Genomic DNA, 26,844 nt, shown 5'->3' with positions numbered 1-26,844 from the left:
CGGGGGTCTGGGGGCGGCAGCCCTCAGCACGACGGCACCCTCAGCGCCGGGCGCTACACCGGCGTAACGGCCACCACGACCCCCTGCTCCGCCGCCGGTGAAACAGCCGCGCTCACCCGTACCGCCGCCGACCTCGCCACCCGCCCCGCACGGAACGCCGCAGCCAACAGCAAGGGCTGGAGCTGCTCCAGGGTGGAGACCACCAGTTCCTCTCCCGCGATCAGTACCGGCCGTGCCGCCTTCGCCGCCGCCGCGGCCGCCTCCGTGAGGTCGGCCAGCGGTGGCAGTGTCGCGCGGACCACGCCCGCTCCGGCGGCCGCGGCGCGCTCCGCCAGGGCGACCTGGAGCGGCATCAGCGGAGCCAGCGCGGCCGTCAACGCGTCGGCGACGCGCCGGAGTTCGGGCGAGGACTCGCGCAGTACGTCCGCCGCGGCCCGCAGCACCGGCGTCACCGCGAGCAGCGCCCCCGCGGCCACGCCCGCCGTCGCGGGCAGCAGCGGGGACGTCGCCTCGACCAGGTCGCCGAGGGCGTCCGCGAACTCCGCGACGGCCGGCTCGACCGCATCCAGCACGGGGAGCAGGCTGTCGCCGAGCGCCGTCAGCAGGGCCTGCGCAGGTTCGCTCACCGGATGCACGGCAAGCGGCGCCCCGCTGGTGCCCAGCCGGGTGAGGGTGTCGACGATCCGGTAGAAGGCCTCCTGGGCCTGTGGTGACGCGCTCGCCTCGGCCAGTTCCGCGGTGGTCTCGCGCAGCACGCGCAACACCTCGGCGCCCGAGCCGTCCCGGGGGTCGAAGGTGTTGATCGCGATCCTGGTGATGTTCTGGGCCGTGTCCAGGAGCTGGCCGGTGATGTCGGTCGTGTTGCGTGCCATGCGCAGCACGTCGTCCCTGCTGGGGAGCGAAGGGATCGTAGCCATGGGCACTCCTCGGCTCACGGTTCGGCGGCCGGCGGTCGCCCTCAGCATGCCCCCTTCTGCCCGGCCGCGTCTGCCCCGCCTGCCCGCTCGGGTCTCCCCCGCCGGCCCACTCGGCCACCCTCGCCCGCCGTCGCGGCGATACGCCACCCGGAGCATCCATGACGCGAACTGCCTCTTGTTGCGGTTGAGTCGAACAGGTACATCTCGCCGTACCGATCTCAGGAAGCCCCGGAGGAGGTACGCGTGCGCACCACGAGAACCGTCCTTGCGAGACCCGCACTGATCGCCACCCTCGCCCTGACCGCCTCGTTCCTGCTCACCCCCTACGCCGCCGACGCCCGCCCCGAGCCACCCGTCCGGGAGGGCTCGCCCCTGGACCACCACGCCGCCCGGACCCCCGCGAGCGCGGCACAGCGAGCCCTCGCCACCGAGACCCCTGCCCTCGACGCCGGCCGCGGCTACCCCCGCCGGCAGACCCTCTCCCCCGACCCCGAGAACCCGGCCGACAAGTCCATCAAACTCGGCCTGACCCCGTACCACGCCATCGCCCCGAAGCTGAACGCGCTGCAGCGGCTCGGCGACCGGGTGAGCGTCGAGATCACGGGCCGTTCGGCCGGCGGACACCGGCTCTACCTGGTCACCGTCACGGCCCCGGAGAGCGACCGCGCGGCCCGCGCCCAGGAGCGGATGCGCGAACTCATCGAGAACGCGCCGGCCACGGCCGCCAAGTCTCCCGAGATCAAGGCGAGTTACAAGGCCCCCGTCTTCTTCAACAACAACATCCACGGCAACGAGTGGGAGGGCACCGACGCCTCCCTGGCGCTCATCGAGCAGCTCGCGACCGCCAAGGACTCGAAGACCGAGGACCTCCTCGACCGCACCCGCCTCTACTTCAACATCACCGCGAACCCGGACGGCCGTATCGCCGGAACGCGCGCGAACGCCAACGGCTTCGATCTGAACCGGGACTTCGTGACCGCCTCGCAGCCCGAGGTGCGGGCCATGCGGCAGATCGAGATCGACAAGCAGCCGGCCGTCATGCTCGACCTGCACGGCTACGTCAACGGCACCCTCATCGAGCCGACCACCCCGCCCCACGGCGAGAACTACGAATACGACCTCTTCCTGAAGAACACCTACGCCAACGCGCTCGGCATGGAGGCCGCCGTCAACGGCCTCGGCTACACGCCGGCGAAGGACGGCGTCGAGCCCGCGCAGATCCCCTTCCGCGACCAGCAGGAGGGCTGGGACGACTGGCCGCCGATCTTCACCCCGCAGTACGCGGCCTTCCACGGCACGGTCGCCGCGCACACGGTGGAGATCCCGATGACCGTGAACAACGACGCCTACGACACCCTGCCGGTCGCCGAGTTGCGCCGCCGGTCCGCGATCAACGTGGACGTCGCGGGCGCGGCCCTCCGCTCGACCCTCGACTTCGTGCACACCCACCGCACCTCCCTGATCGCCGACCAGATCGAGGAGTTCCGGCGCGGGGCAGCGGGCGCGAAGCAGGTACCGGTGTCGTCCGAGACCGTCCCGGGCGTCCCGGGCATCGGTCCGGAGGACGTCTACACGACGGCCTTCCCGCGCGCGTACGTCATCCCGGCGGGCGCCGGCTCCCAGCGCTCGGCCACCGCCGCCGCCCGCCTCGTCGACCACCTGATCGCCAACGACGTGCGCGTCGACCGCGCGAGCAGCGCCTTCCGGCTCGGCGGCCGGTCGTACGCGAAGGGCTCGTACGTCGTCGACCTGCACCAGCCCAAGCGGGGGCTCGCCAATGTCCTCCTCGCGGACGGGCGGGACATCAGCGACAAGGTGTCGGTGACGTACGACATCTCGGGCTGGAGTCTCGGGCGCCTGTGGGGCGCCACGGTCCGGGCCGTGCCCGGCGGGAACCTCACCGGCGTCCCGCTGCACCCCGTCCCGGCCGCCACACCCGTCGGATACGTCGCCCCGCACGGCACCCTGCGTCTGCGTCTCGACGACCCCCAGGAGTTCGGGGCTCTCAACTCCCTTCTCCAGCAAGGTGTTCCGGTACGGCGGTCCGCTGACGGCAGCGCGATCGTGCCGTCGTCCGCGCGTGACCTGGCAGCGACGGCGGCGAAGACGTACGACGTGGCCTTCGACGCGACGAAGACCACGGGCACGGGCGCACTGCACCGGGTCCGCGTGGCCGCCGCCGTCACCCCGGGCGAGCTCTTCGCGCTGCGGGAGATGAACTTCGAGGTCACGCCGGTCTCGACGGACATCCTCAACGCGGGCTTCGACTGGTCCACGGCGGACGTGCTGTTCGTGTCGGCCGGTCTCGACCGCGACGACCTCACCGAGGCCGCGCGCGGCGCCCTCGACGCCTTCCTGGCCGCCGGTCACGGCTTCGTCGGCCGTGGCGCCACCGGCGCGGCCCTCAACTCGGCGGCCGGGCTGCTCGCGGTGAAGCCCGTCGAGGGCAACGGGGACGCCAACGGCGTGGTGCGGGTGGTGAATTCGGGGCCGGTGACCGCCGGTGCCCCGGACTACGGTTTCGTCTATGCACCGGTGTGGTTCACGGACGTCGGTCCCGGGGTGCGGGTGGAGCAGTCGTACGCGACGGGCAGTCCGCTCGTCTCCGGGCACTGGAGGCCGCTCGACGACGGCTCGGGAGGTCCGGCCGCCGCGGCGGGCCGGGCCTCGGTCGTCAGCGGCCCGCATGCCGTCCTGTTCGGCACGGAGCCGCTTTTCCGGGACCACCCGAAGGGGGAACTCCCGCAGGTCGGACGAGCGTTGATCACCATGGCACACGCGAGCAGCGGCTGAGATCGAGGAGTACGGATGACGAAGGAGATCCACGGCACCGTCGCGGACGGCTTCGAGGCGGTGCGCGAGGAGTTCGCCGCGTTCGTGTCGGGGGAACTGCCCGACTACGAGGGGCAGTTGTGCGCCTACGTGCACGGCCGCAGGGTCGTCGACCTGTGGGCCGGGGACGGCAACGACGCCGAGTCCCTCTACGGCGTGTTCTCGTCGACCAAGGGCGCCGCCCACATGGTCGTCGCGCTCCTCGTGCAGGACGGCACGCTCGAACCGGACCGCAAAGTGACCTACTACTGGCCGGAGTTCGGGGCGGAGGGCAAGGCGACGCTGACGCTGCGCGACCTGATCGCGCACCGCGCGGGGCTGATCGGGCTCGACGCCGGATTCACCCGGGCGGAGCTGGCCGACGACCGCGCCATCGCCGAACGGCTCGCCGACCAGCGGCCGTTCTGGCGTCCGGGCACGGCCTTCGGCTACCACGCGCTGGTCATCGGCGCGCTCGCCGGCGAGGTCGTACGCCGGGCCACCGGCCGCACCCTCCAGGAGATCTACGAGGAGCGGGTGCGGGCGCCGTACGGCCTGGACTTCTTCCTTGGACTGCCCGAGGCGCTGGAGCCCCGCTTCCGGTCCGTGCAGCCGATGGCTCCGACGCCGAAGCAGCAGGCCGCGCTGGACGCGACGCCGACAGGGCCGCACACGCTCGCCTCGATCGCGTTCAACACCCATGTGCCCGAGCCGGGGGAACTGGTGGACCACGCCAACTCCCGTACCGTGCGCGCCAAGGGCCCGGCCTCGGCGGGCGGCGTGGCCGCCGCGCGCGGGCTCGCCGGGATGTACGCGGCGGCGATCAGCGAAGTGGCCGGGCGGCCGCCGCTGCTGAAGCCGGACACCGTCGCCGAGGTCGGGCAGATCCACTCCGCCGGGTACGACCTGGTCACCCGCACCCACCGGGCCTTCGGGCTCGGCTTCCAGGCGACGGCCGACGCCTGGTACCCGTTCCTGGGCGCGGGGACGTTCGGGCACTCCGGGGCGGGCGGCTCGCAGGCGTTCGCGGACCCGCGCAGCGGACTGGCGTACGGCTACACCCGACGGCGCTGCGCCTTCCCGGGCGGGGCGGCGCCGGAGAACGAGCGGCTGGTGAAGGCGGTGCACACGGCGGCACTGACCGTCTGACCCGATCGCGCGACGACCACCTGTTCGCCGTACGACAGAGGCCGCACCCCACGTCCTAGGGTGCGGCCTCCGTCGTACGCAACGAGCGACGTCAGACGAGCGTCACGGTGATGTTGCCACGAGTCGCCTTCGAGTACGGGCAGACCTGGTGGGCCTTCTCGAGGAGGCCCTTGGCCGTCTCCGCGTCGACGTTCGGGATCTCGGCCGAGATCTCGACGATGATGCCGAAGCCGTCGTCGTTCCTGCCGATGCCGACCTTCGCGGTGACCGTCGAACCGGAGACGTCGGCCTGCTCCTGGCGGGCGACGACGCCCAACGCGCCCTGGAAGCAGGCGCTGTAGCCGGCCGCGAACAGCTGCTCGGGGTTGGTGCCCTCGCCGTTGCCGCCCATCTCCTTGGGCGGGTTGACGACGACGTCGAGCCTGCCGTCGTCGGTGGCGACCCGGCCGTCGCGACCGTTCTCGGCGGTGGCGACGGCGGTGTACAGGACGTCGGACTGCTGGATGGACATGCGGTTGTCTTCCTCCTCGGTCCGCCGCCGACTCGCGCCCACGATCGACGACGGTTTCGGAAAGAAGTTACCGCATGTCGGAAATAGCGAGGAAGAGCTACAGCTTGACGATCATCTTCCCGGTGTTGTCGCCGCGCAGGACGCCGAGGAAGGCCTCCAGGTTGTTCTCGATGCCCTCGACGACCGTCTCGCGGTACTTCAGCTCACCCGAGGCGACCCAGGGGCCGACCTCCCGGACGAACTCGGGCTGCAGGTCGTAGTGGTCACCCACGAGAACGCCCTCGACACGGAGGCGGTTCTGCAGGATCTTGACCATGTTGCGCGGGCCGGGGGTCGGCTCGGTCGAGTTGTACTGCGAGATCATGCCGCAGATCACGGCCCGGCCGCCCAGGTTGAGCGCGCCGATCGCGGCCTCGAGGTGCTCGCCGCCGACGTTGTCGAAGTAGACGTCGATTCCGTCCGGGGCGGCGGCCTTGAGCTGCTCCCAGACCGGGCCGTTCTTGTAGTTGAAGGCAGCGTCGAAGCCGTACTCCTCCACGAGGATCTTGACCTTCTCGTCGGAGCCGGCGGAGCCGATGACCCGCGAGGCGCCCTTGAGCTTGGCGATCTGGCCGACCTGGCTGCCCACCGCACCGGCCGCGCCGGAGACGAAGACCGCGTCGCCCTCCTTGAAGGCGCCGACCCGCAGCAGACCCGCGTACGCCGTGAGGCCCGTCATGCCGAGCACACCGAGGTACGTGCTCAGCGGCGCGGCCTCCGGGTCGACCTTGACGGCGTTCTTCGCGTCCACGATCGCGAGCTCGCGCCAGCCGAAGAAGTGCAGGACGTGGTCCCCGACGGCCACGCCCTCGGCGTTGGAGGCGACGACCTCGCCGACCGCACCGCCCTGCATGACCTTGCCGAGCTCGAAGGGAGCGACGTACGACTTCGCGGCGCTCATGCGGCCGCGCATGTACGGGTCGACGGAGAGGTACTTGTTCCGGACCAGCACCTGACCCTCACCCGGTGCCGGGACCTCGGTCTCGACCAGGGCGAAGTCCTCGGGCTTCGGCCAGCCGACGGGGCGGCTGAGCAGGTGCCATTCGCGGTTGATCATGACAAGCGCCTTTCCAAGCGTGGGGGAAAATATTTCAGTACCTGAAACAACCATGCGACTGAATATTTCAGGATGTCAAGTAACGGGGTACCCTGGACCCATGTCCACCCCACAGAAGGCACGCCGCCCCGACGCCCTCACCATGGAGGTCGTCGAGCTCATCGGCGACGTCGTGGCCCGCTTCTACGCGGACTACGAGGAGGCCGCGGGCGAGCACACGCTGACCGGAGCGCAGGCGCGGCTGCTGAGCCTGCTCTCACTGGAGCCGCTACCGATGCGGAAGCTGGCCCAGAAGCTGAAGTGCGAGCCGTCGAACGTCACGGGGATCGTGGACCGGCTGGAGTCCCGGGGGCTGGTCGAGCGCCGCCCGGACCCGGCGGACCGGCGCGTGAAGCTGGCGGCGGCGACGGACGAGGGGCGGCGGGTCGCCCGGGAGCTGCGGGAGGGACTGCGCTTCGCGCGCGAGCCGCTGGCCGGATTGTCCGACGAGGAGCGGTTGTCTTTGCGGGATTTGCTACGGCGCATGCTGGACGCGTAGGTCGGGGCACTCGGCGATGGCGTCGTCGTCGCTGGGGGCTGCCGCCCCCAGACCCCGCTTCGGCCTGAACGGCCTCGTCCTCAAACGCCGGACGGGCTGAAGCTACGAAGCTGAGCCCTCAGCTGCACCACCACAGGAACCGCGTGCACGTCGGTGACGGGTCCGGGGTCGGGTCGGACGTCGTCGGGTCGGACGTCGGTGTCGGTGACGAGGCGGGAGTCGTGGCCGCCGGGGCCGTGGTCGCACCGCCGGGGTTCGTGCCCGTCGTGGCCGACTCGGTGTCCTTGTCGGTCTTGTCGTCGTCCTTCTTCGCCTTTTTCTTCGGGGACTTGGAGGCGGAGGGGGACGCGGACGCTCCGGGTGACGGGGAGTCGGCCGCCGTGCCCGCCCCATCGCCGCCCGACTTGCCCTTTCCGCCCACCTCCGAGGACGCCGCACCCTCCGCCGACTCGTCCCCGGCGGCGGCCGGCTTGGGGGTGGAGAAGGGGGCATCCATGCCCAGCTCCGCGAGGCTGAGGCCGCCGGCCGCCAGCACGCAGGCCGCGGTGATCAGCAGCACCCGGCGGCGGCGCCGGCGATGGGCGGCCGCTTTGCGATCGCGGCGGCTGGCACCGCCCGCGGGCCCTTCGGCGCCCCGGCCACCGCGCCCACGGCCGCGGCTCTGCGCACGGCGTGCGGCCCGGCCGACGGGCCTGCCGTCGTCCTCGTCGCCTTCGTCGTCCTCTTCGCCCTCGTCGTCGTAGGAGCTCTCCGCGTGGCCGTACGAGCCCTCGTGGCCGTCGTACGCGCCGTCCCCGTGCTCACCCGCGCGCGCACGCGCGTCGCCCTGGTCCGCATGCGCGCGGAGTTCCTCGACGGGTGCGCCGCACCCCGGGCAGGCGAGGGCGCCATTCAGGTGCCGTCGGCACGGGTGGCAGTAGTCCATGACGCGGGAAGAGTAAGTTCCTCACAGGTAACGTTCATAGTCACACCTGTGAAAGTTGTGTAGGGAACTACCCGTTCCGGCGTGGCGAGTTGAGCGTGACTCCGGCATCTCTCCCGATCACACCGAAACCGCCTTCGAAAAGCGCGTCGAAAGCCGTGTCGAAACCGTTACGCGTTCGACCCATTGACACTCCCGCCACCCCATCCTTACTGTCACGCCAGCATTTCGAACGAGTGACGAAATTTCGAACACACCAACTGAGCCGTCGAAGCAGCGAGGGACAACTGCCGTGCGCATCACCGGAATCAGCACACACGTGGTCGGGACGCCGTGGCGCAACCTGACGTACGTCCAGGTGCACACCGACGAGGGGATCACGGGAGTCGGCGAGACCCGGATGCTGGGCCACACCGATGCGCTGATCGGCTATCTGCGGGAGGCGGAGTCCAACCACATTCTGGGCTCCGATCCGTTCGCCGCGGAAGACCTCGTACGTCGTATGAAGTACGGCGACTACGGGCGCGCCGGCGAGATCGTGATGTCCGGCATCGCGGTGATCGAGATGGCCTGCTGGGACATCAAGGGCAAGGCCCTCGGGGTGCCCGTCTGGCAGCTGCTGGGCGGCAAGGTGACCGACAAGGTCAAGGCGTACGCCAATGGCTGGTACACCACCGAGCGGACGCCGGATGCGTATCACAAGGCCGCACAGGGCGTGATGGAGCGCGGGTACAAGGCGCTCAAGATCGACCCCTTCGGGACCGGGCACTTCGAGCTCGACCACGAGCAGACCCTGTACGCCGTGTCGCTGATCGAGGCCGTGCGCGACGCGATCGGGCCGGACTCCGAGCTGATGCTGGAGATGCACGGCCGCTTCTCCCCCGCCACCGCGATCCGCCTGGCCCGTGAGCTCGCTCCCTTCAAGCCCGCCTGGCTGGAGGAGCCCTGCCCGCCGGAGAACCTGAAGGCGCTGGAGAAGGTCGCCGCCAAGGTCGACATCCCGGTCGCCACCGGTGAGCGCATTCACGATCGCATCGAGTTCCGCGAGCTGTTCGAGAGCCAGGCCGTCGACATCATCCAGCCGGACGTCGGCCACATCGGCGGCATCTGGGAGACCCGGAAGCTGGCCGCCACCGCCGAGGCGCACTACGTACTCGTCGCCCCGCACAACGTCGGTGGGCCGGTGCTGACCGCCGCCTCCCTCCAGGTCGGCTTCACCTCCCCCAACTTCAAGATCCTGGAGCACTTCAACGACTTCGCGGACGCGGAGATCAAGAAGGTCGTCAAGGGGGCGCCGCAGGTCGTCGACGGGTACTTCCACCTCTCCGACGCCCCCGGTCTCGGTGTCGAGCTTGACGTCGACGCCGCCGCCGAATTCCCGCAGCAGCAGGCCCGGTTCGACCTGTGGGCCGAGGGCTGGGAGCAGCGCAAGCCGAAGGGCACCGAGAAGTGAGCAGCGCGGTCGTCATCGAGGCGCCGGGCGAGCACCGGCTGACCTCGCACGAGCCCCGGCAGCCGGAGGCCGGCGAGGCGCTGGTCCGCGTCCACGCGGTCGGCATCTGTGGCAGCGACCGCGAGGTGTACCAGGGCAACCGGCCCGAGGGGTACGTCCGTTACCCGCTCACGCCCGGCCACGAGTGGTCCGGGACGGTGGAGGCCGTGGGCGCCGGAGTGCCTTCGACTCTCGTAGGCCGCAAGGTCGTCGGCGAGGGCTTCCGCAACTGCCAGGTGTGCGACCGCTGCCACGCGGGCGAGACCACGCTGTGCACGGCCGGGTACGAGGAGACCGGGTTCACCCAGCCGGGGGCGATGGCCACCACGCTCACGCTCCCGGCCCGTCTCCTGCACGTCCTGTCGGACGACGCGAACCTCACCGCCGCCGCCCTGCTGGAGCCGGCCGCCTGCATCGCGGCCGCCGCGCTCAAGGCGAACGCCCTGCCGGGCGAGCGGGTCGCGGTCGTCGGCACCGGGACGCTCGGGATGTTCGCCGTTCAGTTCCTGAAGGCGGGATCGCCGGCCGAGCTGCTCGTGGTGGGCACGCGGCCCGACCGGGCGGAGCTTTCGAAAGCTTTCGGCGCCACCGACTTCCGTACGAAGGACCAGGAGCTCCCCGACGACTTCGACGTCGTGATCGAGACCGCCGGGTCCGCGTCCGCCGCGCGCACCGCCGCCTCCCTGCTCAGGCGCGGCGGACGCCTGGTCCTGACGGGCATCCCGGCGCCGGGCGCCGAGGGGCTCGACCCGACCGACCTGGTCGTACGGCAGTTGGAAGTGCACACCGTCTTCGGGGCTCCGCCGGACGCCTGGGCGCACACGGTGCGGGTGTTCGGGGCCGGTCTGCTCGATCCGCTGCCGCTGGTCACGCACGAACTGCCGCTCGGCGAGTTCCCGCAGGCCATCGAGCTGGTGGGGTCCGGCGATCCGAAGGTGGGCAAGGTGCTGCTCCGCCCCTAGACGTACGCCGGTACGGGGGCGACCTGACGGCCTCCGTACCGGCGTACACCAAAGCCCCCCATGACTTGAGCCGCGAACCTCGTCCGAAATATCGAACACGAAGGACAGCTTGTGACGACCGACGCTTCCGCCACGGCGGCCCGCCGACCCGGTGAACAGGTGCTCACCGCGCTCGGCCTGGGCGCGCCCGCCCTCGACCCCGCCGACGCCTCGCCGCACACCTTCCCCGGCGGCGGCCGCTGGCGCACCGAGATCCCCTCGTGCGAGGGTCCCGAAGCGCTGGCCGTCATCCTCAAGGAGTCCTCGCGCCTCGACGTGCCGATCCACCGGATCAGCCAGGGCAGCGGCGTGTGGATGCTGACCGACGCCGAGATAACCGAGATGGTCGAGGCCACGGCCGAACGCGACATCGAGCTCTGCCTGTTCACGGGTCCGCGCGGCACGTGGGACATCGGCGGCTCGGTGCGCTCCGACTCGCGCGGCGGCGGCCTGCGGGCCCGCGGCCACGACGCGGTCGCCGGATGCGTCGAAGACGCCGTCCGGGCAACGGAGTTGGGCGTCAAGTGCCTGCTCGTCGCCGACGAGGGCGTGCTGTGGACGCTGCACCGGGCGCGCACCGCCGGCATCATCCCGGCCGACACCACGCTGAAGGTGTCCGCGCTCATCGGGCCGGTCAACCCCGCCTCGTTCGCGGTCTTCGAGCACCTGGGCGCCGACTCGCTCAACGTGCCCAGCGACCTGACGCTCGATCACCTCACCGAGATCCGGCGGGTCTCCGCCGCCCCCATGGACATGTACATCGAGGCCCCCGACGACCTCGGCGGCTACATCCGGATGTACGAGGTCGCCGAGCTGATACGCCGCGGCGCGCCGCTCTACCTGAAGTTCGGTCTGTCCAAGAGCCCCGGCATCTACCCGTACGGACACCACATGCGGGACCTGACGCTGACCACCGCCCGGGAACGGGTCCGGCGCGGCCGACTGGCCCTGGACCTGCTCGCGCGGCACGGAGCTGACGGCGACATGGCGCCCCTCGGTTCACGGCTGCCCGGGACGCTCAAGCGGTTCGACGCATCCGCATAACGTTCCGGACAACGCCCTTCACAAAAGAAGACGCAGTCCAACACAATCCAACACACTCCCGGCCTCGGAGTGTCTTCGCATCGCCAGACCGAGCACTGCCCCACACACATCAAGGATGATGATCATGCGTACTCGCAGAGCCGCCCTCACCCTCATAGCCGGAGCCGCCTCCCTCGCGCTCACCCTGTCCGCCTGCGGCCAGAGCAGTGAAGGCGGCAGCAAGGAGAGCTCGGGCAGTGCCAAGGGCGGCACCATCGGTATCGCGATGCCCACCAAGTCCTCCGAGCGCTGGATCGCCGACGGCAACAACGTCGTCAAGAACCTCAAGGCCAAGGGCTACAAGACCAAGCTGGTCTACGGCGAGGACGACCCCGACCAGCAGGTCTCGCAGATCGAGAACCTGATCACGCAGGGCGTCAAGGGCCTGATCGTCGCGGCCATCGACAACAAGTCGCTCAACAACGTGCTGCAGCAGGCCGCGGACGCGAAGATCCCGGTGATCGCCTACGACCGCCTCATCCTCGGCACGAAGAACGTCGACTACTACGCGTCCTTCGACAACACCAAGGTCGGTGAGCTGCAGGCCAGTTACATCGTCGACAAGCTGGGCCTGAAGAACGGCAAGGGCCCCTTCAACATCGAGCTGTTCGCCGGCTCCAACGACGACAACAACACCAAGTACTTCTTCAACGGCGCGATGAGCGTCCTGCAGCCGTACATCGACAAGAAGAAGCTCGTCGTCAAGTCCGGCCAGACCAAGATCAACCAGGTCACCACCCTGCGCTGGGACGGCGCCACCGCGCAGAAGCGCATGGAGGACATCCTCACGTCCACGTACGGGAGCGCCAAGGTCGACGCGGTCCTGTCGCCGTACGACGGCATCTCCATCGGCATCCTCGCCGCGCTGAAGTCGGACGGCTACGGCTCCGCGAGCAAGCCGCTGCCGGTCATCACCGGCCAGGACGCCGAGCTCGCCTCGGTGAAGTCGATCATCGCGGGCCAGCAGACGCAGACCGTCTACAAGGACACCCGCAAGCTCGCCGATGTCGCCTCGACCATGGTCGACGACGTCCTCAACGGCAAGAAGCCCGAGGTCAACGACACCAAGACGTACGACAACGGCACCAAGGTCGTCCCCGCCATGCTGCTGCAGCCGGTGAGCGTCGACAAGACCAACTACACCAAGGAACTGGTCGACACCGGCTACTACACGGCGGGCGAGCTCAAGTAGTCCCTCCTCCGGTGAAGCAACCGGCCATTCCTACGGATTGAAGAAGGGGCACGACCATGGCGGGACCCGTCCTGGAAATGCGCTCGATCGTCAAGACCTTTCCCGGCGTCAAAGCGCTGTCGGACGTCACACTGACCGTCCGTCAGGGCGAGGTCCATGCCATCTGCGGTGAGAACGGCGCCGGGAAGTCCACCTTGATGAAGGTGCTCTCCGGCGTCCATCCGCACGGCACCTACGAGGGCGAGATCCTCTTCGAGGGGGAGGTCTGCTCGTTCAAGGACATCCGGGCGAGCGAGCACCACGGCATCGTGATCATCCACCAGGAGCTGGCCCTTGTGCCGTTCCTGTCGATCGCGGAGAACATCTTCCTCGGCAACGAGCACGCCTCGCGCGGACTCATCAACTGGAACGAAACCCTGCGGCACGCCACGGAGTTGCTGCGCCGGGTCGGTCTGACCGACCACCCGGAGACCCGGATCACCGACATCGGTGTGGGCAAGCAGCAGCTCGTGGAGATCGCCAAGGCGCTGTCCAAGAAGGTGAAGCTCCTCATCCTCGACGAGCCGACCGCGGCCCTGAACGACGAGGACAGCGGCAAACTCCTGGATCTCATCCTGGAGTTGAAGAAGCAGGGCATCACCTCGATCATCATCTCCCACAAGCTGAACGAGATCCGCAAGGTCGCCGACTCGGTGACGATCCTGCGCGACGGGCGGTCCATCGAGACCCTCGACGTGAAGGCGAAGGAGACCACCGAGGACCGGATCATCTCCGGCATGGTCGGCCGCGACCTCGACCACCGCTTCCCCGAGCGCACGCCCTACGAGGGCGAGGTGGACGCGGCCCCGGCGCTGGAGATCCGCAACTGGACCGTCCACCACCCGATCGACCAGCAGCGCAAGGTGGTCGACGATGTGTCGATCAACGTGCGGCGCGGGGAGATCGTCGGCATCGCGGGCCTGATGGGTGCAGGGCGTACCGAGCTCGCGATGAGCGTCTTCGGGCGCACCTACGGCCGGCACGCGGGCGGCACGGTCCTCAAGGACGGCAAGGAGATCCGTACGAAGACCGTCGCAGAGGCGGTCGAGCACGGCATCGCGTACGTCACCGAGGACCGCAAGCACTACGGCCTCAACCTCATCGACAACATCAACCGGAACATCTCGCTGACCGCCCTGGGCAAGGTCGCCAAGCGCGGTGTGGTCGACGAGCACGAGGAGCGGAAGGTCTCCGAGCGCTTCCGCAAGTCGATGAACATCAAGGCGCCGACCGTCTTCGAGACGGTGGGCAGGCTGTCCGGCGGCAACCAGCAGAAGGTCGTCCTCAGCAAGTGGATCTTCGCGGGTCCCGAGGTGCTGATCCTGGACGAGCCGACCCGCGGTATCGACGTGGGCGCCAAGTACGAGATCTACACGGTCATCGACCAGCTGGCCGCCGAGGGCAAGGCGGTCGTCTTCATCTCCTCCGAGCTGCCGGAACTGCTCGGCATGTGCGACCGCATCTACACCATGGCCGCCGGGCGGCTCACGGGCGAGGTCCCGCGGGCCGAGGCCACGCAGGAAGCGCTGATGCGCCAGATGACGAAGGACAAAGAGGTAACCCGATGAGCACGGATGTGACCGCCAAGACCCCGGCCCCGGCGCCGCCCGGGAAGTCCGGCGGATCGGCCGCGGGCGGCGGCCTGCTGCAGCTGATGCTGGACGGCCTGCGCCGCAACATGCGCCAGTACGGCATGCTGATCGCCCTCGGCCTGATCGTCGCCCTCTTCGCCGTCTGGACCAACGGCGACCTGCTGCTGCCGCGCAACGTCTCCAACCTGGTGCTGCAGAACAGCTACATCCTGATCCTCGCGATCGGCATGATGCTGGTGATCATCGCGGGCCACATCGACCTGTCGGTCGGCTCGCTGACGGCGTTCATCGGCGCGTTCGCGGCCGTGCTGACGGTGCAGCACGGTGTGGCGTGGCCGGTCGCCCTGGTGCTGAGCCTGCTGGTGGGCGCGGTCGCGGGCTCGTTGCAGGGCTTCCTGATCGCGTATCTGGGCATACCGTCCTTCATCGTGACCCTCGCCGGCATGCTGCTCTTCCGCGGTCTGACGGAGATCTTCCTGCAGGGCCAGACCCTCGGCCCGTTCCCGGACGGTCTGCAGAAGCTCGGCAACGGCTTCCTGCCGGAGGTCGGCCCGAACACCAACTACCACAACCTCACGCTGCTGTTGGGCTTCGCGCTGCTGGCCTTCGTGGTCTACCAGGAGGTCCGTGACCGCAAGCGCCAGCAGGAGTTCTCGCTGGACGTGCTGCCGCGCAACGCCTTCCTGCTCAAGCTGGTCGCCATCGCCGCCGCGGTCCTCGCGGTCACGATGCTGCTCGCCAGCTACCAGGGCGCGCCGATCATCCTGATCGTCCTCGGTGTGCTGGTCGTCGGCTACGGCTACGTCATGCGCAACGCCGTCTTCGGCCGCCACATCTACGCGATCGGCGGCAACCTCCCGGCGGCGAAGCTGTCCGGCGTCAAGGACAAGAAGGTCACCTTCCTTGTCTTCCTGAACATGGGCGTGCTCGCGGCCCTGGCGGGTCTGGTAGTCGCCGCCCGCCTGAACGCGGCCTCGCCGAAGGCGGGCCTCAACTTCGAACTCGAGGCCATCGCCTCGTCGTTCATCGGTGGCGCGTCCATGAGCGGCGGTGTGGGTACCGTCCTGGGTGCGATCATCGGTGGTCTCGTCCTCGGTGTGCTGAACAACGGCATGAACCTCCTCAGCGTCGGCACCGACTGGCAGCAGGTCATCAAGGGCCTCGCCCTGCTGGCCGCGGTCGGCTTCGACGTGTGGAACAAGCGCAAGTCAGGTTCGTAAGTCCAGCGCGGGCGCTCCGCTGGGAAGGCCGTATGGAAGCTGCGGGCCGTGCGTGGCTGGTCGCGCAGTTCCCCGCGCCCCTTTGGGGCGCGGCCCAGCGGGGCGCTTTCAACTCACTTCATGGGAGCCGCTATATGGAACTGAACAGACGCACAGTCATCGCTGGAGCCGCGGCGGCGGGCATCGCCGCGAGCACCCTCGGCACGGGTACGGCGCAGGCAGCGTCGGGAGGCAGGAAGCCGGTGAAGTCGCTCTTCGGCAAGCTCGCCGACGGCACGAAGATCTACAGCTGGGCCCTGGAGAACGGCGGGACCCGCCTGAAGGTCCTCACCTGGGGCGGCATCGTCCAGTCCCTGGAGATCCCGGACCGGCACGGCCGCTACACCAACGTCTCGCTCGGCTTCGACAACATCGAGGACTACGTCGCCAAGACGCCGTACTTCGGCGCTCTGATCGGCCGCTACGGCAACCGCATAGGCAAGGGCCAGTTCACCCTCGACGGCAAGGCCTACCAGGTCGACGTCAACGACGGCGTGAACAGCCTGCACGGCGGCGCCAAGGGCTTCGACAAGCGCGTGTGGGACATCGAGCCGTTCACCAAGGGCTCCGACGTCGGCCTGTACCTGTACTACACCAGCGTCGACGGCGAGATGGGCTACCCCGGCACGCTCAAGGTGAAGGTCACGTACACCCTCACCAAGCACGGCGACTGGCACATCGACTACGAGGCCACGACCACCAAGGCCACCGTCGTCAACCTCACCAGCCACGTCTACTGGAACCTGGCCGGCGAGGGCAGCGGCACGATCGAGGACCACGAGCTCACGATCGCCGCCGGCCGCTACACGCCCACCGACTCGGGCCTGATCCCCACGGGCGAACTGGCGACGGTCTCCGGCACCCCCTTCGACTTCCGCAAGACGAAGGCGATCGGCCGGGACATCCGTGACGGCCACGTCCAGCAGGTGCAGGCCAAGGGCTACGACCACAACTGGGCCCTCGACAAGGGCATCACGTCCAAGCCCGAGCACGTCGCGACCCTGCGCGACCCGCGCTCCGGCCGCACCCTGAAGATCGCCACCGACCAGCCGGGCCTGCAGTTCTACTCCGGCAACTTCCTCGACGGCACCCTCACCGGCACCGGCGGCCGCACCTACCGCCAGGGCGACGCCCTGTGCCTGGAGACCCAGCACTTCCCGGACGCGCCGAACCACCCGAACTTCGCGTCGACGGTGCTGCGACCTGGGCAGACGTACAAGACGTCGACGGTTCACACCTTCGGCTGCTGAACCAGCGCCGCACCGGATGTGGTGCCTCACAGGCCGCCGGAGTGTTCCGGCGGCCTGTCGGTTCCCGAAGTCACACCTTCTTCACACCCGTTGAACAACGCAACCCCAGCCTCCGTATGTAAGAGCGGCCCGTGCTCCCCCGCGCGGGCCACCCAAAGACGACGGGCCCGGTCGTCCCCACCGGGCCCGCCCCATACGGAGGTTCCATGGCCGACAACGTCTCCTCGTTGTTCCGCAACACTGCGGCTCACAGCCCCTCGATGGCTGCGCTGACGCGTGAGGGCGGCGAAGGCGTCGGACCGGTGGACTTCTGCATTCCCTGCAACCCGTACTTCCCCACCCCGGCCATGTTCGACGACATGTCGCACCGCCTGCGCGACATCATCACCTACTACCCGAGCAGCGCCGACACGATCACGGCCGAACTGTGCAGCCTGCTCCAACTCCCGCCGCAGTGCGTGGCGATGGGCAACGGCTCGACCGAGCTGATCACCTGGATCGACCACCTGATGGTCCGTGACTCCCTCGCCATCCCCGTCCCCACCTTCGGCCGCTGGACCGACCAGCCGATGGAGACCGGCAAGCGGGTCGACATGTTCCCGCTGCAGGAGTCCAGCGGCTTCGCCCTGGACCTCGCCCAGTACGCCGAGTTCATCCGTGCCCGGGGCACCCGGGTCGCCGTCATCTGCAATCCGAACAACCCCGACGGCGGCTACATGCACAAGCAGGCTCTCGTCCAGTTCATGGACGCGATGGCCGACCTGGACCTGGTCGTCATCGACGAGTCGTTCCTCGAGTTCGCGGACGCCGAGGCCGAACCGTCCGTCGTCCAGGAGGCGATGATCCGCCCGAACGTCATCGTGCTGCGCAGCCTCGGCAAGAACTTCGGTCTGCACGGCATACGTTTCGGCTATCTCGTCGCCAACCCGTCGCTCGCGGGCCGGATCCGCTCCATGCTCCCCAAGTGGAACCTCAACTCCTTCGCCGAGCACGTGGTGTTCATGCTCAAGGAGCACGGCGCGGAGTACGCGCAGAGCCTCCACCAGGTGCGGCGCGACCGCCTGGACATGGCGAGCCAGCTCTCCGCGCTGCCCGGCCTGACCGTCTACCCCTCCCAGGGCAATTTCCTCTTCGTGCGCCTCCCCGTGGGCGCCGAAGGCACCGTGGTCCGGGACCGGATGCTCACCGAACACCGGATCCTGGTCCGCGAGTGTGGCAACAAGATCGGTTCGTCCAGCCGCTTCCTGAGGCTCGTGGTGCGCCCGCAGGTGGACGTGCGTCGCCTGGTGTCCGGCCTGGAACAGGTGCTCTACGGGACCAGGAGGGGAGCCGCCGTACCCGAGCTGAGCACAGGGACCAGCTACAGCTCGGGTACGGCGGCCGTGGACCGCCTGGTCGGTGCCACCAACGGGGCCGGCATGCACGGCCTCGCCGCGATGGCCTCCGGCGGTTCGGCCGCGGAGGTCGGCATGCCGATGCCGGCGGCGGCGCAGTTCGCCCAGTCCATGGGCTCCGGAATGCCGATGCCGGCGGCGATGGCGGCCCCGCAGCAGGTCCCCGTCGCCCAGTTTCCGATGCAGCCCGCACCGGTTCCGATGCAGCCCGCTCCGGCTCCGATGCAGCCGGCGCCGACACCCATGCAGCCCGCCCCGGCGCCCGCGCCGATGACCGGGCCGACCCCGCCGGGAGTCCCGGCCCGCGGCGGCCTCACGGCCGCCCAGGTGCGGGGCACCACGGCACCGGGCCTCTCCCCGGCCCCGGCGACCGGCTGGCCCAACGCCCAGAGCTGGCCGAACGCGGCGGGCATGGGGCAGGCGGGCTAGTCCCTCAGTACGCCACCGGCCAACCGGTGCTCCAGTTCAGCAGGTTGATGCCGAGCTTGGGTGTGCCGTTGTCGTTGCCGTCGTAGTAGTGGTAGACGATCAGGTCGCCGTCCGCGTCGTTCATGATCGACTGGCCGCCGGGCCCGATGATGCTGCCGTGCGACTCCAGCACCGGCGTCCCGCCGTTGTTCGTCATCGCGACGCCGCTCTTGTCGTAGTACGGCCCGGTGACACTGGTGGCACGCCCCACCTTCACCTTGTACGTCGAACTGGTACCGGCGCAGCAGGTGTCGTACGAGGCGAAGAGGTAGTAGTAGCCGCTCCGTTTGACGATGTACGGCGCCTCGACGGCCTTGGTCCCGGTCGGGCGGGCGGCGAGGGAGTAGCGGGTGGAGTTGGTGGCGAGCTGCTTGCCGGTGGCCGGATCGATCTGGATCATCTTGATCCCCGTCCACCAACTCCCGAACGACAGCCACCACTTGCCGCCGTCGTCGACGAAGAGGTTCGGGTCGATGGCGTTGTAGTCGCTCGACGTGGTGGAGGCGTAGACGACGCCGTAGTCCGTCCAGGAGCCGGGCAGACCGGTCGACGAACCGGCCAGTCCTATCGCGGACTTGTTGGAGCCGAAGGTCGAAACGGCGTAGTACATCAGGTACTTGCCACCGTGGTACGAGATGTCGGGCGCCCAGGCCTCGGTGGCGTACGACGACCACCAGCCCGGCTTGGTGGCGAAGGCGTCGCCGCCCGCCGTGAACGCGGTCCGGTCGGTGGACGTCCTGTAGCCGAGGCCACCACCCGTGGAGTACAGCAGGTAGCGGCCGGCCGAGGTGCGGATCATCGTCGGGTCGTGGACGACGACGTCGCCGGTGACCTGGCCGGGATTGGGGTACGCCGACGCCGTGCTCGGGATGAGGGCGAGCAGGACGGCGGCGGGTACGGCGAGGAGTGCGGTTCTGCGAGAGGTGCGGCTCACGCTGACGCTCCCAACGGGTGGGGGGACACGGTCCGTTCGGTACATACGGTCGGTGCGCACGATCGCGCACGTTCGGTATTTCGATCGCCGATCAGAGCTTCGGACGGGACCGTAGAATCGAACGCCTTGCGCGTCAATGCCCCGCGCGTCCGTCCAGCAGCGCCAGCCCCAGTGGCGTGACGGTGTGCAGTACGGCCCTGCCCGCCCTGCACGTGCTGAGCAGGCCCGCCTTGCGCAGGATGCCGACGTGGTGGCTGGCGGTGGCCGGGGAGACGCCCGTGTCGTGGGCGAGTTCGGTCGTCGTCACACCGCGGTCCGCGACCGATTCGAGGATCTCGGCGCGGGTGCGGCCGAGCAGGGCGTTGAGGGAGCGGAGGCCGTTCGCGGTGCTCAGGGCGGTCTCGTGCGGCATGGGGTAGACCACGACGCACGGCAGCGCGGGGTCCTTGAGCAGGGTGGGGCTGCGCCAGCAGAAGTACGACGGCAGCACGAGCAGTCCGCGCCCGTCGAGGTGGACGTCGCGGTCGACGCCCAGACCGGTGACCTCCAGGACCGGCCGGCGCCAGACGAGTCCGGGATGCAGGGTGTTCAGCAGCCCGCCGAGGTCACCGTCCGCCAAGTAGCGGCTGTGGGCGGCCCGTTCGGCCTCGAAGCGGCTGCGGACGCGGCTCCACCAGGGGGCCAGCGCGGTCGCGAAGTAGTGCCTGTGGAGGCGGCCGAGATGCCTGACGGCGTCCTTGTCGCCGTCGGCGAGGAGCCGGGCCCAGGAGGGCAACCGGCGCCCGGCGCGGGCGAGTTCGACCAGATCGTGCCCGAGCCGCTGCCGTGGCGTGGACAGCAGGGCACCGACCCCGGCGTCCAGGCCGCTCCCGCCGGCCGCCGGAGTGAGGAAGTCCGCCGAGTACCCGACGGGCGGTGCGAGCCGCAGCAACGCGCCCACCGGGGCGGTCAGTCGGCGGCGTACCGTGTGCCGCCACCCGCCGAAGACGGCGGACGCGGTGTCCGTCTGCAGCATGTGCATGCTGAGCAGCGCTTCCCACATGGGATCGGGAGCCTGCGCGAGCCTGATCTGAGCGAGGTCGTCGTCGGTGAAGTGAATGCGTACCGCCATGTTGAGCCATCCCCGTTCGGCACTGTCCTCCCCATGCTCGGCGATCTCACGGCGTTTGCCACCCTCAGAAGTCATGGGGTGCGTACACAGGCCGACGCCCCGCCGCACGGATGCGCGCGGCGGGGCGTTCGAGGACCGTCCTCAGCACTCCCTGACGGAGCTGACCTGGTCGCGGACGGGCGAGGACAGGTCGATGGCCTGGCCGTCCAGGACCACCAGGATCTCGTTGGTGTAGTCGGCGTCCTTGTACAGGCACCAGCGGTCGCCGGAGATGTTCTTGACCGACCACACGTGGTCGTTGAGGCCGCCGGCCAGGACGCCCAGGTTGGAGGCGCCGTCCGCCAGCGAGTAGTGCGCGCCGCCGCCCTGGTTGTCGTGGTAGATGCAGAACTCGGACGGGTCGCAGGGCCAGGTGGCCGGGTCGCCCGGAGCCGGGGCCGCCTGCGCGGAGGTGGGCAGCGCGAGCATGGCGGCGCTGCCGACGAGTGCGGCCAGCCCGAGGGCGAGGCGGCTCTTGCGGATGGTCATGGTGTTCGTCCTTTCCCCGTTGTCTGCACGAACGAGGGCCAGCCTGCTTCGGGGGGACCATGCCCGCACCCCCCTTCGATCTGGATCGAATCCGGGCTCACCGACCTGACCGGCAAGGAACTTGACGCCCCGTCACTTTGCCCAACTCACAGCTCACCAACAGCACCCCTCCCTACGGTGCCGTGTCCATGACAGACACTTCAGAGCCCACGATCGGGCGCAGAACCGTACTGATCGCCACGGGCGCCACGGCCGCGACGCTGGCCGTTGCCGCCGCCGCACCTGGAGCCCCCACAACCGCGAACGCCGACGACGCCACCCCCGTCGCCGCCGCGGCCGTCTGCACCCTCACGAAGGAGATGACCGAAGGTCCCTACTACCTCGACGGAGCGCTCGTCCGCTCCGACATCACCGAGGGCAAGGCGGGCATCCCGCTCAAGCTCGCCCTCACCGTCGTGGACGACGACACCTGCGCCACCCTCAGCAACGCGCTCGTCGAGATCTGGCACGCGGACGCCCTCGGCGAGTACTCCGGCTTCGTCGGCAGCAACGGCCACAGCGAACCGGACGACGGCACCTTCCTGCGCGGCGGCGTCCTCACCGACTCGTCCGGCGTCGCCAACATCACCACGGTCTACCCCGGTTGGTACCGCGGCCGGTGCATCCACATCCACGTCAAGGTGCACACCGGCGTCACGCTGACCTCCGACGGCTCGTTCACCGGCGGCCAGGAACTCCACACCGGGCAGCTCTTCTTCGACGAGTCGATCACGACCAAGGTCGCCGCGGTCTCGCCGTACTCGACCAACACGGTCACCCGCACGACCCTCGCCCAGGACTCGATCTACGACGACGGGGGCGCCGCGTCCGGCCTCCTCACCCTCACCGCCCTGGGAAGCTCCACCTCCTCCGGCTACACCGGCACCCTGACCCTGGGCGTCGAACAGAGCTGATCCGGCACGAGCGGGGGTGGCCCGCGGCGCGGGCCACCCCTTTCACACAGGTCAGGAGGCCGGGCACTCCTTCCACGCCAGGTGGTACACCGTGCTGATGTCCCCGTCCGTCGAGTCCATGGTCATGAAGCTGACCTTGTCGGCGGAGGTGGAGCCTGCGGTCACCCGCAGCTCCGTGTTGATGTTGAAATTGCGCTGAACTCCGCAGGGCGCCCAGACCAGTTGGGCCCAGTCGGTGTCGTCGGTGGCCTGCCAGTTGTCGTTGTAGGGGCCGTTGAAGGGGTGGGTCCGCTGCGCGGTGCTCGGGGAGCCCTGGAAGTAGTACGAGGCCTTCTGCGTGCCGTTCGCGCCCGACTGGAGCGAGGCAAAGCCCCGGTAGTCGGCGCTGGCGATGGCGTAGGTGAAGCCGCCGGGGACGTGGACGACCAGGTTGAGCTGGCAGTTCTTGCGGAACGCCGTGGGGTCGGAGCCGCCGCCCGCCTGGGCGAGGTAGGCGCTGTAGGTGACCGTGAAGGCCGTGTTGTCCTCGGAGACGGCGACCGCGGTGGTGCCGGCCGGGCAGCCCGAGCCGTTGACCGTGGCGACCTTGATGATGATCTTGTCCGGGGGCGGGTCGTCGAACCCGCCGGACGGGTTGTGCGCGGGTATCGCGGTGGTGAGGAGAGCGGCTATCGCGCCGCTCAGGAGGAGTCCACCAGTCATGGTCTCTCCGGTTCTGTGAGTGGGGGGTGGCTCGCCCCGGCCCTCGAAGACGCCGTCGAGGAGCCTTTGAAGAACCCATGAGGATTCTGTGAAGACCGGAGGCGATCGCATCGTAGGGATCCGCACAAGCGGCGGTCAGGGCGAACTCAAGCCATTCACAGGTGCGGATTTCACATGGTGGTCGTGTGTCCGAACTCTGTTGAAATAACGGGCCGTTGACACTTCCATCCCCAGGTCATTCACAGCCGCACATCAAGGAATCCTTCAGGTGCGCCCCTAACTTCCGTGCCCATGACGGGAAACACAGAGCACGACGAGCAGCAGCACAACGGCCAGCAGCCCGGTCGGCACCGCCGGGACAAGGGCGTCCAGCGCCGCCGCGTCCTCATCGGCGGCGGCACCGCGGCCGTGGTGGGCGGCCTCGCGGTCGCCGGCTTCGCCTCGGCCGACACGGGCACCCAGGCCACCACCACGACCACCGACTCCACCGCGTCCACCCAGGCCTCCGCCTCCAGCGGCGTCTGCACCCTCAACGCCGAGGTCACCGAGGGCCCTTACTCGCTCGACGGGGCCCTCGTCCGCGAGGACATCCGGGAGGAGAAGGAAGGCGTGGAGGTGCAGTACACCTTCACCGTCGTCGACGAGGCCAACGACTGCGCCCCGCTCGCCGACGCCCTCGTGGAGCTGTGGCACTGCGACGCCCTCGGCGAGTACTCCGGGTTCGTGGGCGGCAACGGCCACACGGAGGACGACAACGGCACGTTCCTGCGGGGCGGGCAGATGACCGACTCGAACGGCGAGGTGAACATCACGTCCATCTGGCCCGGGCACTACGTCTCCCGCGCCGTGCACGTCCATATGCGGGTGCACACTGACGTGACGCTCACCGACGACTCGTACACCGGCGGCGAGATCATCCACACCGGCCAGCTCTTCTTCGACCCCGACATCAACACCGAGGTCCAGGCGATCTCGCCGTACTCGGACAACACCACGAAGGAGACGTCCCTCGCCGACGACACGATCTACGACGACGGGGGCGCCTCCTCCGGGCTGCTGACCCTGACCGCGCTCGGCTCCAGCGTGTCCGACGGGTACACGGCCACCCTCACGGTCGGCGTCAGCAGTAGCTGATCGGACAACACTGACGGGCTGCCGCTTCCAGGGCGGCAGCCCGTCAGTACCTCATTGCTCAGTACCTCATTGCGAGGCCCCGCGTGAGCGGATGTAACGCCAGCCGAAATAGAGCATGCCCGACGCTCCCACGACGGCACCGGCGCCACACAGCGCGGTCGCCCATGCGGCCATGTCCTGCGTGATCCACAGCAAGCTCACCGCGACGAGCGCAACGGCGAACAGGAAACGCTCGCCATGGCCCAGGTCGCGGCCGATCAGTCCCCGGTAGCTGTGCACTCGTACACCACGCCCTTCATCTTGATGTCCCGCCACCCAATCTTCGGGGTGACGGTGTTCGGCGTGACGTTCGCGAAATCACCACCGCCGCCGCCACCACCACTGCTCTTTTTCCGGCAGTAGTAACCGAGCGCATCAAGCTTCTTGAGGTCACTCTTTCTCTGGTATTCGTTGTACGCCTTAATCATGGCCGCCCGCTTCGCCGCGGGCGTTTGTTCCTTGGCCTTGGTGTACAGATAGCACCCGATGCTGGCGCCGATTCCTACCCACGACGCGCCCTTGGCCAGCGCCTTGGTGAGGCCCGCAGCACCGCTGCCGATGCCGATGACTGCGCAGATCTCGTCTGCTCCGGCACGGGTTTGCACATTCGTTGCAGCCGGAGCCGCGGATGCCGTGTTCGCGCCGATGCCACCTATTGCGCCGGTCATAGCGCAGGTGAGGACGACAGAAATTCCTTTACTTCGCACGTTCACGAAGCCATTCCCCCATCATGCAAATTGCTGCTTGGTCAGAGCGAAAGCGACGCTATCAGCGTGATCATCTATGCGCAATGGTGAACTTTGCTTGCGCGGCGGCTTTTACCGGGAGGTTAACTCTGCCGAGTCGGATTCGGTTCATACGTCCCGAAAAGCGAGTACGCGAGGGCAGCGGATCACAGGGCATGGAGGACCCCTCACAGCGGCGGATCTACGACTTCAGCAGAGGCACGACGACCTTCGCCAGCTGCTCCTGCGTCACCCTTCCCATCCGCGTCGCCGCCACCTTCCCCGTCGGGTCGACGACGATCGTGAACGGCAACCCCTGCCGGTTCACCAGGCCGCGCGGCAGTCTCAGGATCTGCTTGCCCGCCGGGTCGTGCAGGGACGGGTACTGAAGGTGGTGCTCCTTCTGGAACGCCAGACCGTCGGCGCGGCTGCCGTCGTTGTCGAGACCCAGGACGCGCAGCCCACGGCCGCCCCACTTCTTCTGGATCCGCTCCAACTCGGGTACCTCCGCCCGGCAGGGCGGGCACCAGGACGCCCATGCGTTGATCAGGACGACCTTGCCCCGGTAGTCGGACAGACGGATCCTGTCGCCGTCCAACGAGGTCCCGGCGAGGTCGGGGAGGGCAGGGCGCTCGCCCGCCGCGAAGGTCCTGGTGAGCGGATCCCCGGGACTGGCGTCGCTGACCGGGTCCGGGGACGAGCAGCCGGCGAGCACGGCACAGGCCGCCGCAACGGCCGCGTACGTACGTCGAGTTGTCGTCATCGCGCGTCGGGTCGTCGTCATCACGCGGCCAGATCCCGGCGTACGCCGTCCGTACCGGCCCGGCTGAGGACGACCTCCAGAGATCCCGACCGCCACACGCAGAGCACCCACGCGGCGGGGAGCTGGAGGGTGAACAGCGCGAGGACCGCCGCCACGAACGCCGTGTCCGCCGGCGCCTCGTCGCCGGCGGCCCACGCCGAGAGCCCCGCGCAGACCAGCAGCGCCGCCAGGTAGACGGACCCGTCGACCAGCATGACGCGCCAGCGCGGCAGGGGCGCCAGCAGCCGCCGGGCGAGAGTCAGAGAGGCTACGGCGACCGCTGCGAAGACCGCGTTCCACGGGTCCTTGCCCCACGTGGAGAGCCACCCTCCGAGGCCGCCACCGCCGGAAGCGGTCTGCCACGCGAGATCGACGCCCGCTCCGGTCAGCCAGGACAGGACAACGACAGTGAGCGCGTACGAAACGGCACCGCGCCAAGTGACGGTCACGTCACTCCCCCTTTTGCCGACGGGCCGCCGGCAGCGACCCGCTTCACGATCATTGTCTCCCCGCGCTCCCGCGGCCGGTCGTCCGGGGTCAGTGCAGCCGCTGTCGCCGATCGGTCCGCGGCGGCCACGAACTTCCGTAGCTGCCCTGCGTGTTGGGAAGCGTCTTCATCGGCACGGGCAGCACCGACGCGGCGCTGATCGACCTCTCCCGGCTCGTGGCCCCTGTCCGGCAGACGTCGCGCTGTTTCCAGGCCGAGCGGGCCTCCGCGCGGCCGGGGAGGCTACGGGTTCTCCCACGCCGCCGGCTCCGCCGCCAGCTCTCGTACCGGTTCGGGCAGTGCGTCCGCCGCGATATCGGCCACCGTGACGCCCTCCAGGATCCGGCGGACGTTGGCCCGCAGCGCGATCCACAGGGGTAGCAGGGGCTGCGCGGAGCCGGTGTACTCGAGGCCGGTGGGGCGCTCCCCGCGTACGGACACGATCGGGCCGTCCACGGCCCGGATCACGTCGGCGACCGTGATCTTCTCGGCCTCGCGGGCCAGCCGGTAGCCACCGCCTCCACCGCGCCGGCTGTCGACGATGCCGCCGCGCCGCAGGTCGCCGAGGATCCCCTCCAGGAACTTGTGCGGAATGTCCTGCGTGGCGGCGATGGCCTCCGCCTTCACCGGTCCGCCGTCCTGCCGAACGGCGAGCTCGAGAACCGCCCGTACCGCGTAATCCGCCCGTGCCGAGATCCTCATAGCACCATTGTGC

26 protein-coding genes are annotated in these 26,844 nt (G+C 69.2%); 13 read left to right on the top strand and 13 right to left on the bottom strand.

The genetic code is table 11. From position 1 onward, the window contains the following. Positions 1–53: 53 nt before the first annotated feature. Positions 54–917 carry a hypothetical protein gene (locus tag OG303_RS34060; RefSeq protein ID WP_405873258.1) on the bottom strand — a complete coding sequence of 288 codons (864 nt, stop codon included), beginning with the start codon at positions 915–917 and terminating at the stop codon, positions 54–56. 243 nt (positions 918–1,160) lie between these two features. Between OG303_RS34060 and OG303_RS34055 the strand changes: the two genes are divergently transcribed. After that, a complete protein-coding gene (locus OG303_RS34055) occupies positions 1,161–3,710 on the top strand; it encodes a M14 family zinc carboxypeptidase (RefSeq protein WP_405873257.1) in 2,550 nt (849 codons plus the stop codon). A gap of 15 nt (positions 3,711–3,725) precedes the next feature. Continuing rightward, a complete protein-coding gene (locus OG303_RS34050) occupies positions 3,726–4,877 on the top strand; it encodes a serine hydrolase domain-containing protein (protein ID WP_405873256.1) in 1,152 nt (383 codons plus the stop codon). A gap of 91 nt (positions 4,878–4,968) precedes the next feature. On the opposite strand, the gene OG303_RS34045 is transcribed toward OG303_RS34050, so the two are convergent. Together OG303_RS34045 and OG303_RS34040 are read right to left on the bottom strand one after the other, a co-directional pair. Next, on the bottom strand, positions 4,969–5,388 hold the full coding sequence (locus OG303_RS34045; protein ID WP_405873255.1) for an organic hydroperoxide resistance protein: 420 nt from the start codon (positions 5,386–5,388) through the stop codon (positions 4,969–4,971). A 97-nt stretch (positions 5,389–5,485) separates the two neighbouring features. Next, entirely contained in the window at positions 5,486–6,484 is a 999-nt protein-coding gene (locus tag OG303_RS34040) for an NADP-dependent oxidoreductase (protein ID WP_405873254.1), read from the bottom strand. Between the two features lie 100 nt (positions 6,485–6,584). Here OG303_RS34040 and OG303_RS34035 point away from each other — a divergent pair, with 100 nt between their 5' ends. Then, entirely contained in the window at positions 6,585–7,022 is a 438-nt protein-coding gene (locus OG303_RS34035) for a MarR family winged helix-turn-helix transcriptional regulator (RefSeq protein ID WP_405873253.1), read from the top strand. Positions 7,023–7,140: 118 nt separating this feature from the next. Here the strand turns inward: OG303_RS34035 and OG303_RS34030 are convergent, their stop codons facing one another. Beyond that, on the bottom strand, positions 7,141–7,947 hold the full coding sequence (locus OG303_RS34030; RefSeq protein ID WP_405873251.1) for a hypothetical protein: 807 nt from the start codon (positions 7,945–7,947) through the stop codon (positions 7,141–7,143). A 289-nt stretch (positions 7,948–8,236) separates the two neighbouring features. Here OG303_RS34030 and OG303_RS34025 point away from each other — a divergent pair, with 289 nt between their 5' ends. From OG303_RS34025 to OG303_RS33990, 8 genes are all read left to right on the top strand, one after another. After that, entirely contained in the window at positions 8,237–9,397 is a 1,161-nt protein-coding gene (locus OG303_RS34025; protein WP_405873250.1) for a mandelate racemase/muconate lactonizing enzyme family protein, read from the top strand. Next, the gene (locus OG303_RS34020; RefSeq protein WP_405873249.1) at positions 9,394–10,398 is read left to right on the top strand and encodes a zinc-binding dehydrogenase; all 1,005 of its coding nucleotides are present in this window, start codon (positions 9,394–9,396) and stop codon (positions 10,396–10,398) included. The genes OG303_RS34025 and OG303_RS34020 overlap by 4 nt, the downstream gene beginning before the upstream one ends. Before the next feature lie 111 nt (positions 10,399–10,509). Continuing rightward, complete coding sequence (locus OG303_RS34015; protein ID WP_405873248.1) at positions 10,510–11,481, top strand: hypothetical protein; 972 nt, start codon at positions 10,510–10,512, stop codon at positions 11,479–11,481. Positions 11,482–11,605: 124 nt separating this feature from the next. Next, positions 11,606–12,712, top strand: a complete 1,107-nt coding sequence (chvE, locus tag OG303_RS34010; protein ID WP_405873247.1) for a multiple monosaccharide ABC transporter substrate-binding protein — start codon at positions 11,606–11,608, stop codon at positions 12,710–12,712. Positions 12,713–12,768: 56 nt separating this feature from the next. After that, positions 12,769–14,319, top strand: coding sequence for a multiple monosaccharide ABC transporter ATP-binding protein (mmsA, locus tag OG303_RS34005; protein WP_405873246.1), 1,551 nt, complete (start codon positions 12,769–12,771; stop codon positions 14,317–14,319). Then, positions 14,316–15,563, top strand: coding sequence for a multiple monosaccharide ABC transporter permease (gene mmsB / locus OG303_RS34000; protein WP_405873245.1), 1,248 nt, complete (start codon positions 14,316–14,318; stop codon positions 15,561–15,563). Before mmsA ends, mmsB begins: the two co-directional genes overlap by 4 nt. A 134-nt stretch (positions 15,564–15,697) precedes the next feature. Next, the gene (locus tag OG303_RS33995; RefSeq protein ID WP_405873244.1) at positions 15,698–16,852 is read left to right on the top strand and encodes an aldose epimerase family protein; all 1,155 of its coding nucleotides are present in this window, start codon (positions 15,698–15,700) and stop codon (positions 16,850–16,852) included. A 206-nt stretch (positions 16,853–17,058) separates the two neighbouring features. Then, positions 17,059–18,675: a pyridoxal phosphate-dependent aminotransferase gene (locus OG303_RS33990; protein WP_405873243.1), complete on the top strand. Its 1,617-nt coding sequence runs from the start codon at positions 17,059–17,061 to the stop codon at positions 18,673–18,675. A 4-nt stretch (positions 18,676–18,679) separates the two neighbouring features. Here OG303_RS33990 and OG303_RS33985 read toward each other — a convergent pair whose 3' ends face one another. The 3 genes from OG303_RS33985 to OG303_RS33975 all read right to left on the bottom strand — a co-directional run bounded on the left by OG303_RS33985 (position 18,680) and on the right by OG303_RS33975 (position 21,287). Continuing rightward, the gene (locus OG303_RS33985; protein ID WP_405877624.1) at positions 18,680–19,693 is read right to left on the bottom strand and encodes an arabinan endo-1,5-alpha-L-arabinosidase; all 1,014 of its coding nucleotides are present in this window, start codon (positions 19,691–19,693) and stop codon (positions 18,680–18,682) included. 88 nt (positions 19,694–19,781) lie between these two features. Continuing rightward, positions 19,782–20,759, bottom strand: coding sequence for a winged helix-turn-helix domain-containing protein (locus tag OG303_RS33980; RefSeq protein WP_405873241.1), 978 nt, complete (start codon positions 20,757–20,759; stop codon positions 19,782–19,784). Positions 20,760–20,900: 141 nt separating this feature from the next. After that, the gene (locus OG303_RS33975) at positions 20,901–21,287 is read right to left on the bottom strand and encodes a peptidase inhibitor family I36 protein (protein ID WP_405873239.1); all 387 of its coding nucleotides are present in this window, start codon (positions 21,285–21,287) and stop codon (positions 20,901–20,903) included. Between the two features lie 188 nt (positions 21,288–21,475). On the opposite strand from OG303_RS33975, the gene OG303_RS33970 reads away from it, so the two are divergent. Next, a complete protein-coding gene (locus OG303_RS33970; RefSeq protein ID WP_405873238.1) occupies positions 21,476–22,240 on the top strand; it encodes an intradiol ring-cleavage dioxygenase in 765 nt (254 codons plus the stop codon). Positions 22,241–22,291: 51 nt separating this feature from the next. Here OG303_RS33970 and OG303_RS33965 read toward each other — a convergent pair whose 3' ends face one another. Then, entirely contained in the window at positions 22,292–22,942 is a 651-nt protein-coding gene (locus OG303_RS33965) for a DUF4360 domain-containing protein (protein WP_405873236.1), read from the bottom strand. A gap of 291 nt (positions 22,943–23,233) precedes the next feature. On the opposite strand from OG303_RS33965, the gene OG303_RS33960 reads away from it, so the two are divergent. After that, positions 23,234–24,076 (top strand): intradiol ring-cleavage dioxygenase, encoded by an 843-nt coding sequence (locus OG303_RS33960; RefSeq protein WP_405873235.1) that lies wholly within the window; start codon positions 23,234–23,236, stop codon positions 24,074–24,076. Between the two features lie 66 nt (positions 24,077–24,142). Here OG303_RS33960 and OG303_RS33955 read toward each other — a convergent pair whose 3' ends face one another. From OG303_RS33955 to OG303_RS33935, 5 genes are all read right to left on the bottom strand, one after another. Next, the gene (locus OG303_RS33955) at positions 24,143–24,355 is read right to left on the bottom strand and encodes a hypothetical protein (RefSeq protein WP_405873234.1); all 213 of its coding nucleotides are present in this window, start codon (positions 24,353–24,355) and stop codon (positions 24,143–24,145) included. Then, positions 24,334–24,828 (bottom strand): hypothetical protein, encoded by a 495-nt coding sequence (locus OG303_RS33950; RefSeq protein WP_405873232.1) that lies wholly within the window; start codon positions 24,826–24,828, stop codon positions 24,334–24,336. The genes OG303_RS33955 and OG303_RS33950 overlap by 22 nt, the downstream gene beginning before the upstream one ends. A gap of 214 nt (positions 24,829–25,042) precedes the next feature. After that, positions 25,043–25,624: a TlpA family protein disulfide reductase gene (locus OG303_RS33945; protein ID WP_405873231.1), complete on the bottom strand. Its 582-nt coding sequence runs from the start codon at positions 25,622–25,624 to the stop codon at positions 25,043–25,045. Beyond that, positions 25,624–26,091 carry a hypothetical protein gene (locus OG303_RS33940; protein ID WP_405873230.1) on the bottom strand — a complete coding sequence of 156 codons (468 nt, stop codon included), beginning with the start codon at positions 26,089–26,091 and terminating at the stop codon, positions 25,624–25,626. The genes OG303_RS33945 and OG303_RS33940 overlap by 1 nt, the downstream gene beginning before the upstream one ends. Before the next feature lie 281 nt (positions 26,092–26,372). Further along, a complete protein-coding gene (locus OG303_RS33935; RefSeq protein ID WP_405873229.1) occupies positions 26,373–26,831 on the bottom strand; it encodes an RrF2 family transcriptional regulator in 459 nt (152 codons plus the stop codon). Positions 26,832–26,844 lie beyond the last annotated feature (13 nt).

Origin of the sequence: Streptomyces sp. NBC_00005, assembly GCF_045160215.1 — a bacterium.
GTDB lineage: Bacteria > Actinomycetota > Actinomycetes > Streptomycetales > Streptomycetaceae > Streptomyces.
Note: the sequence above shows the minus strand (reverse complement) of the source record. Positions and strands in the feature narration are given on the sequence as shown.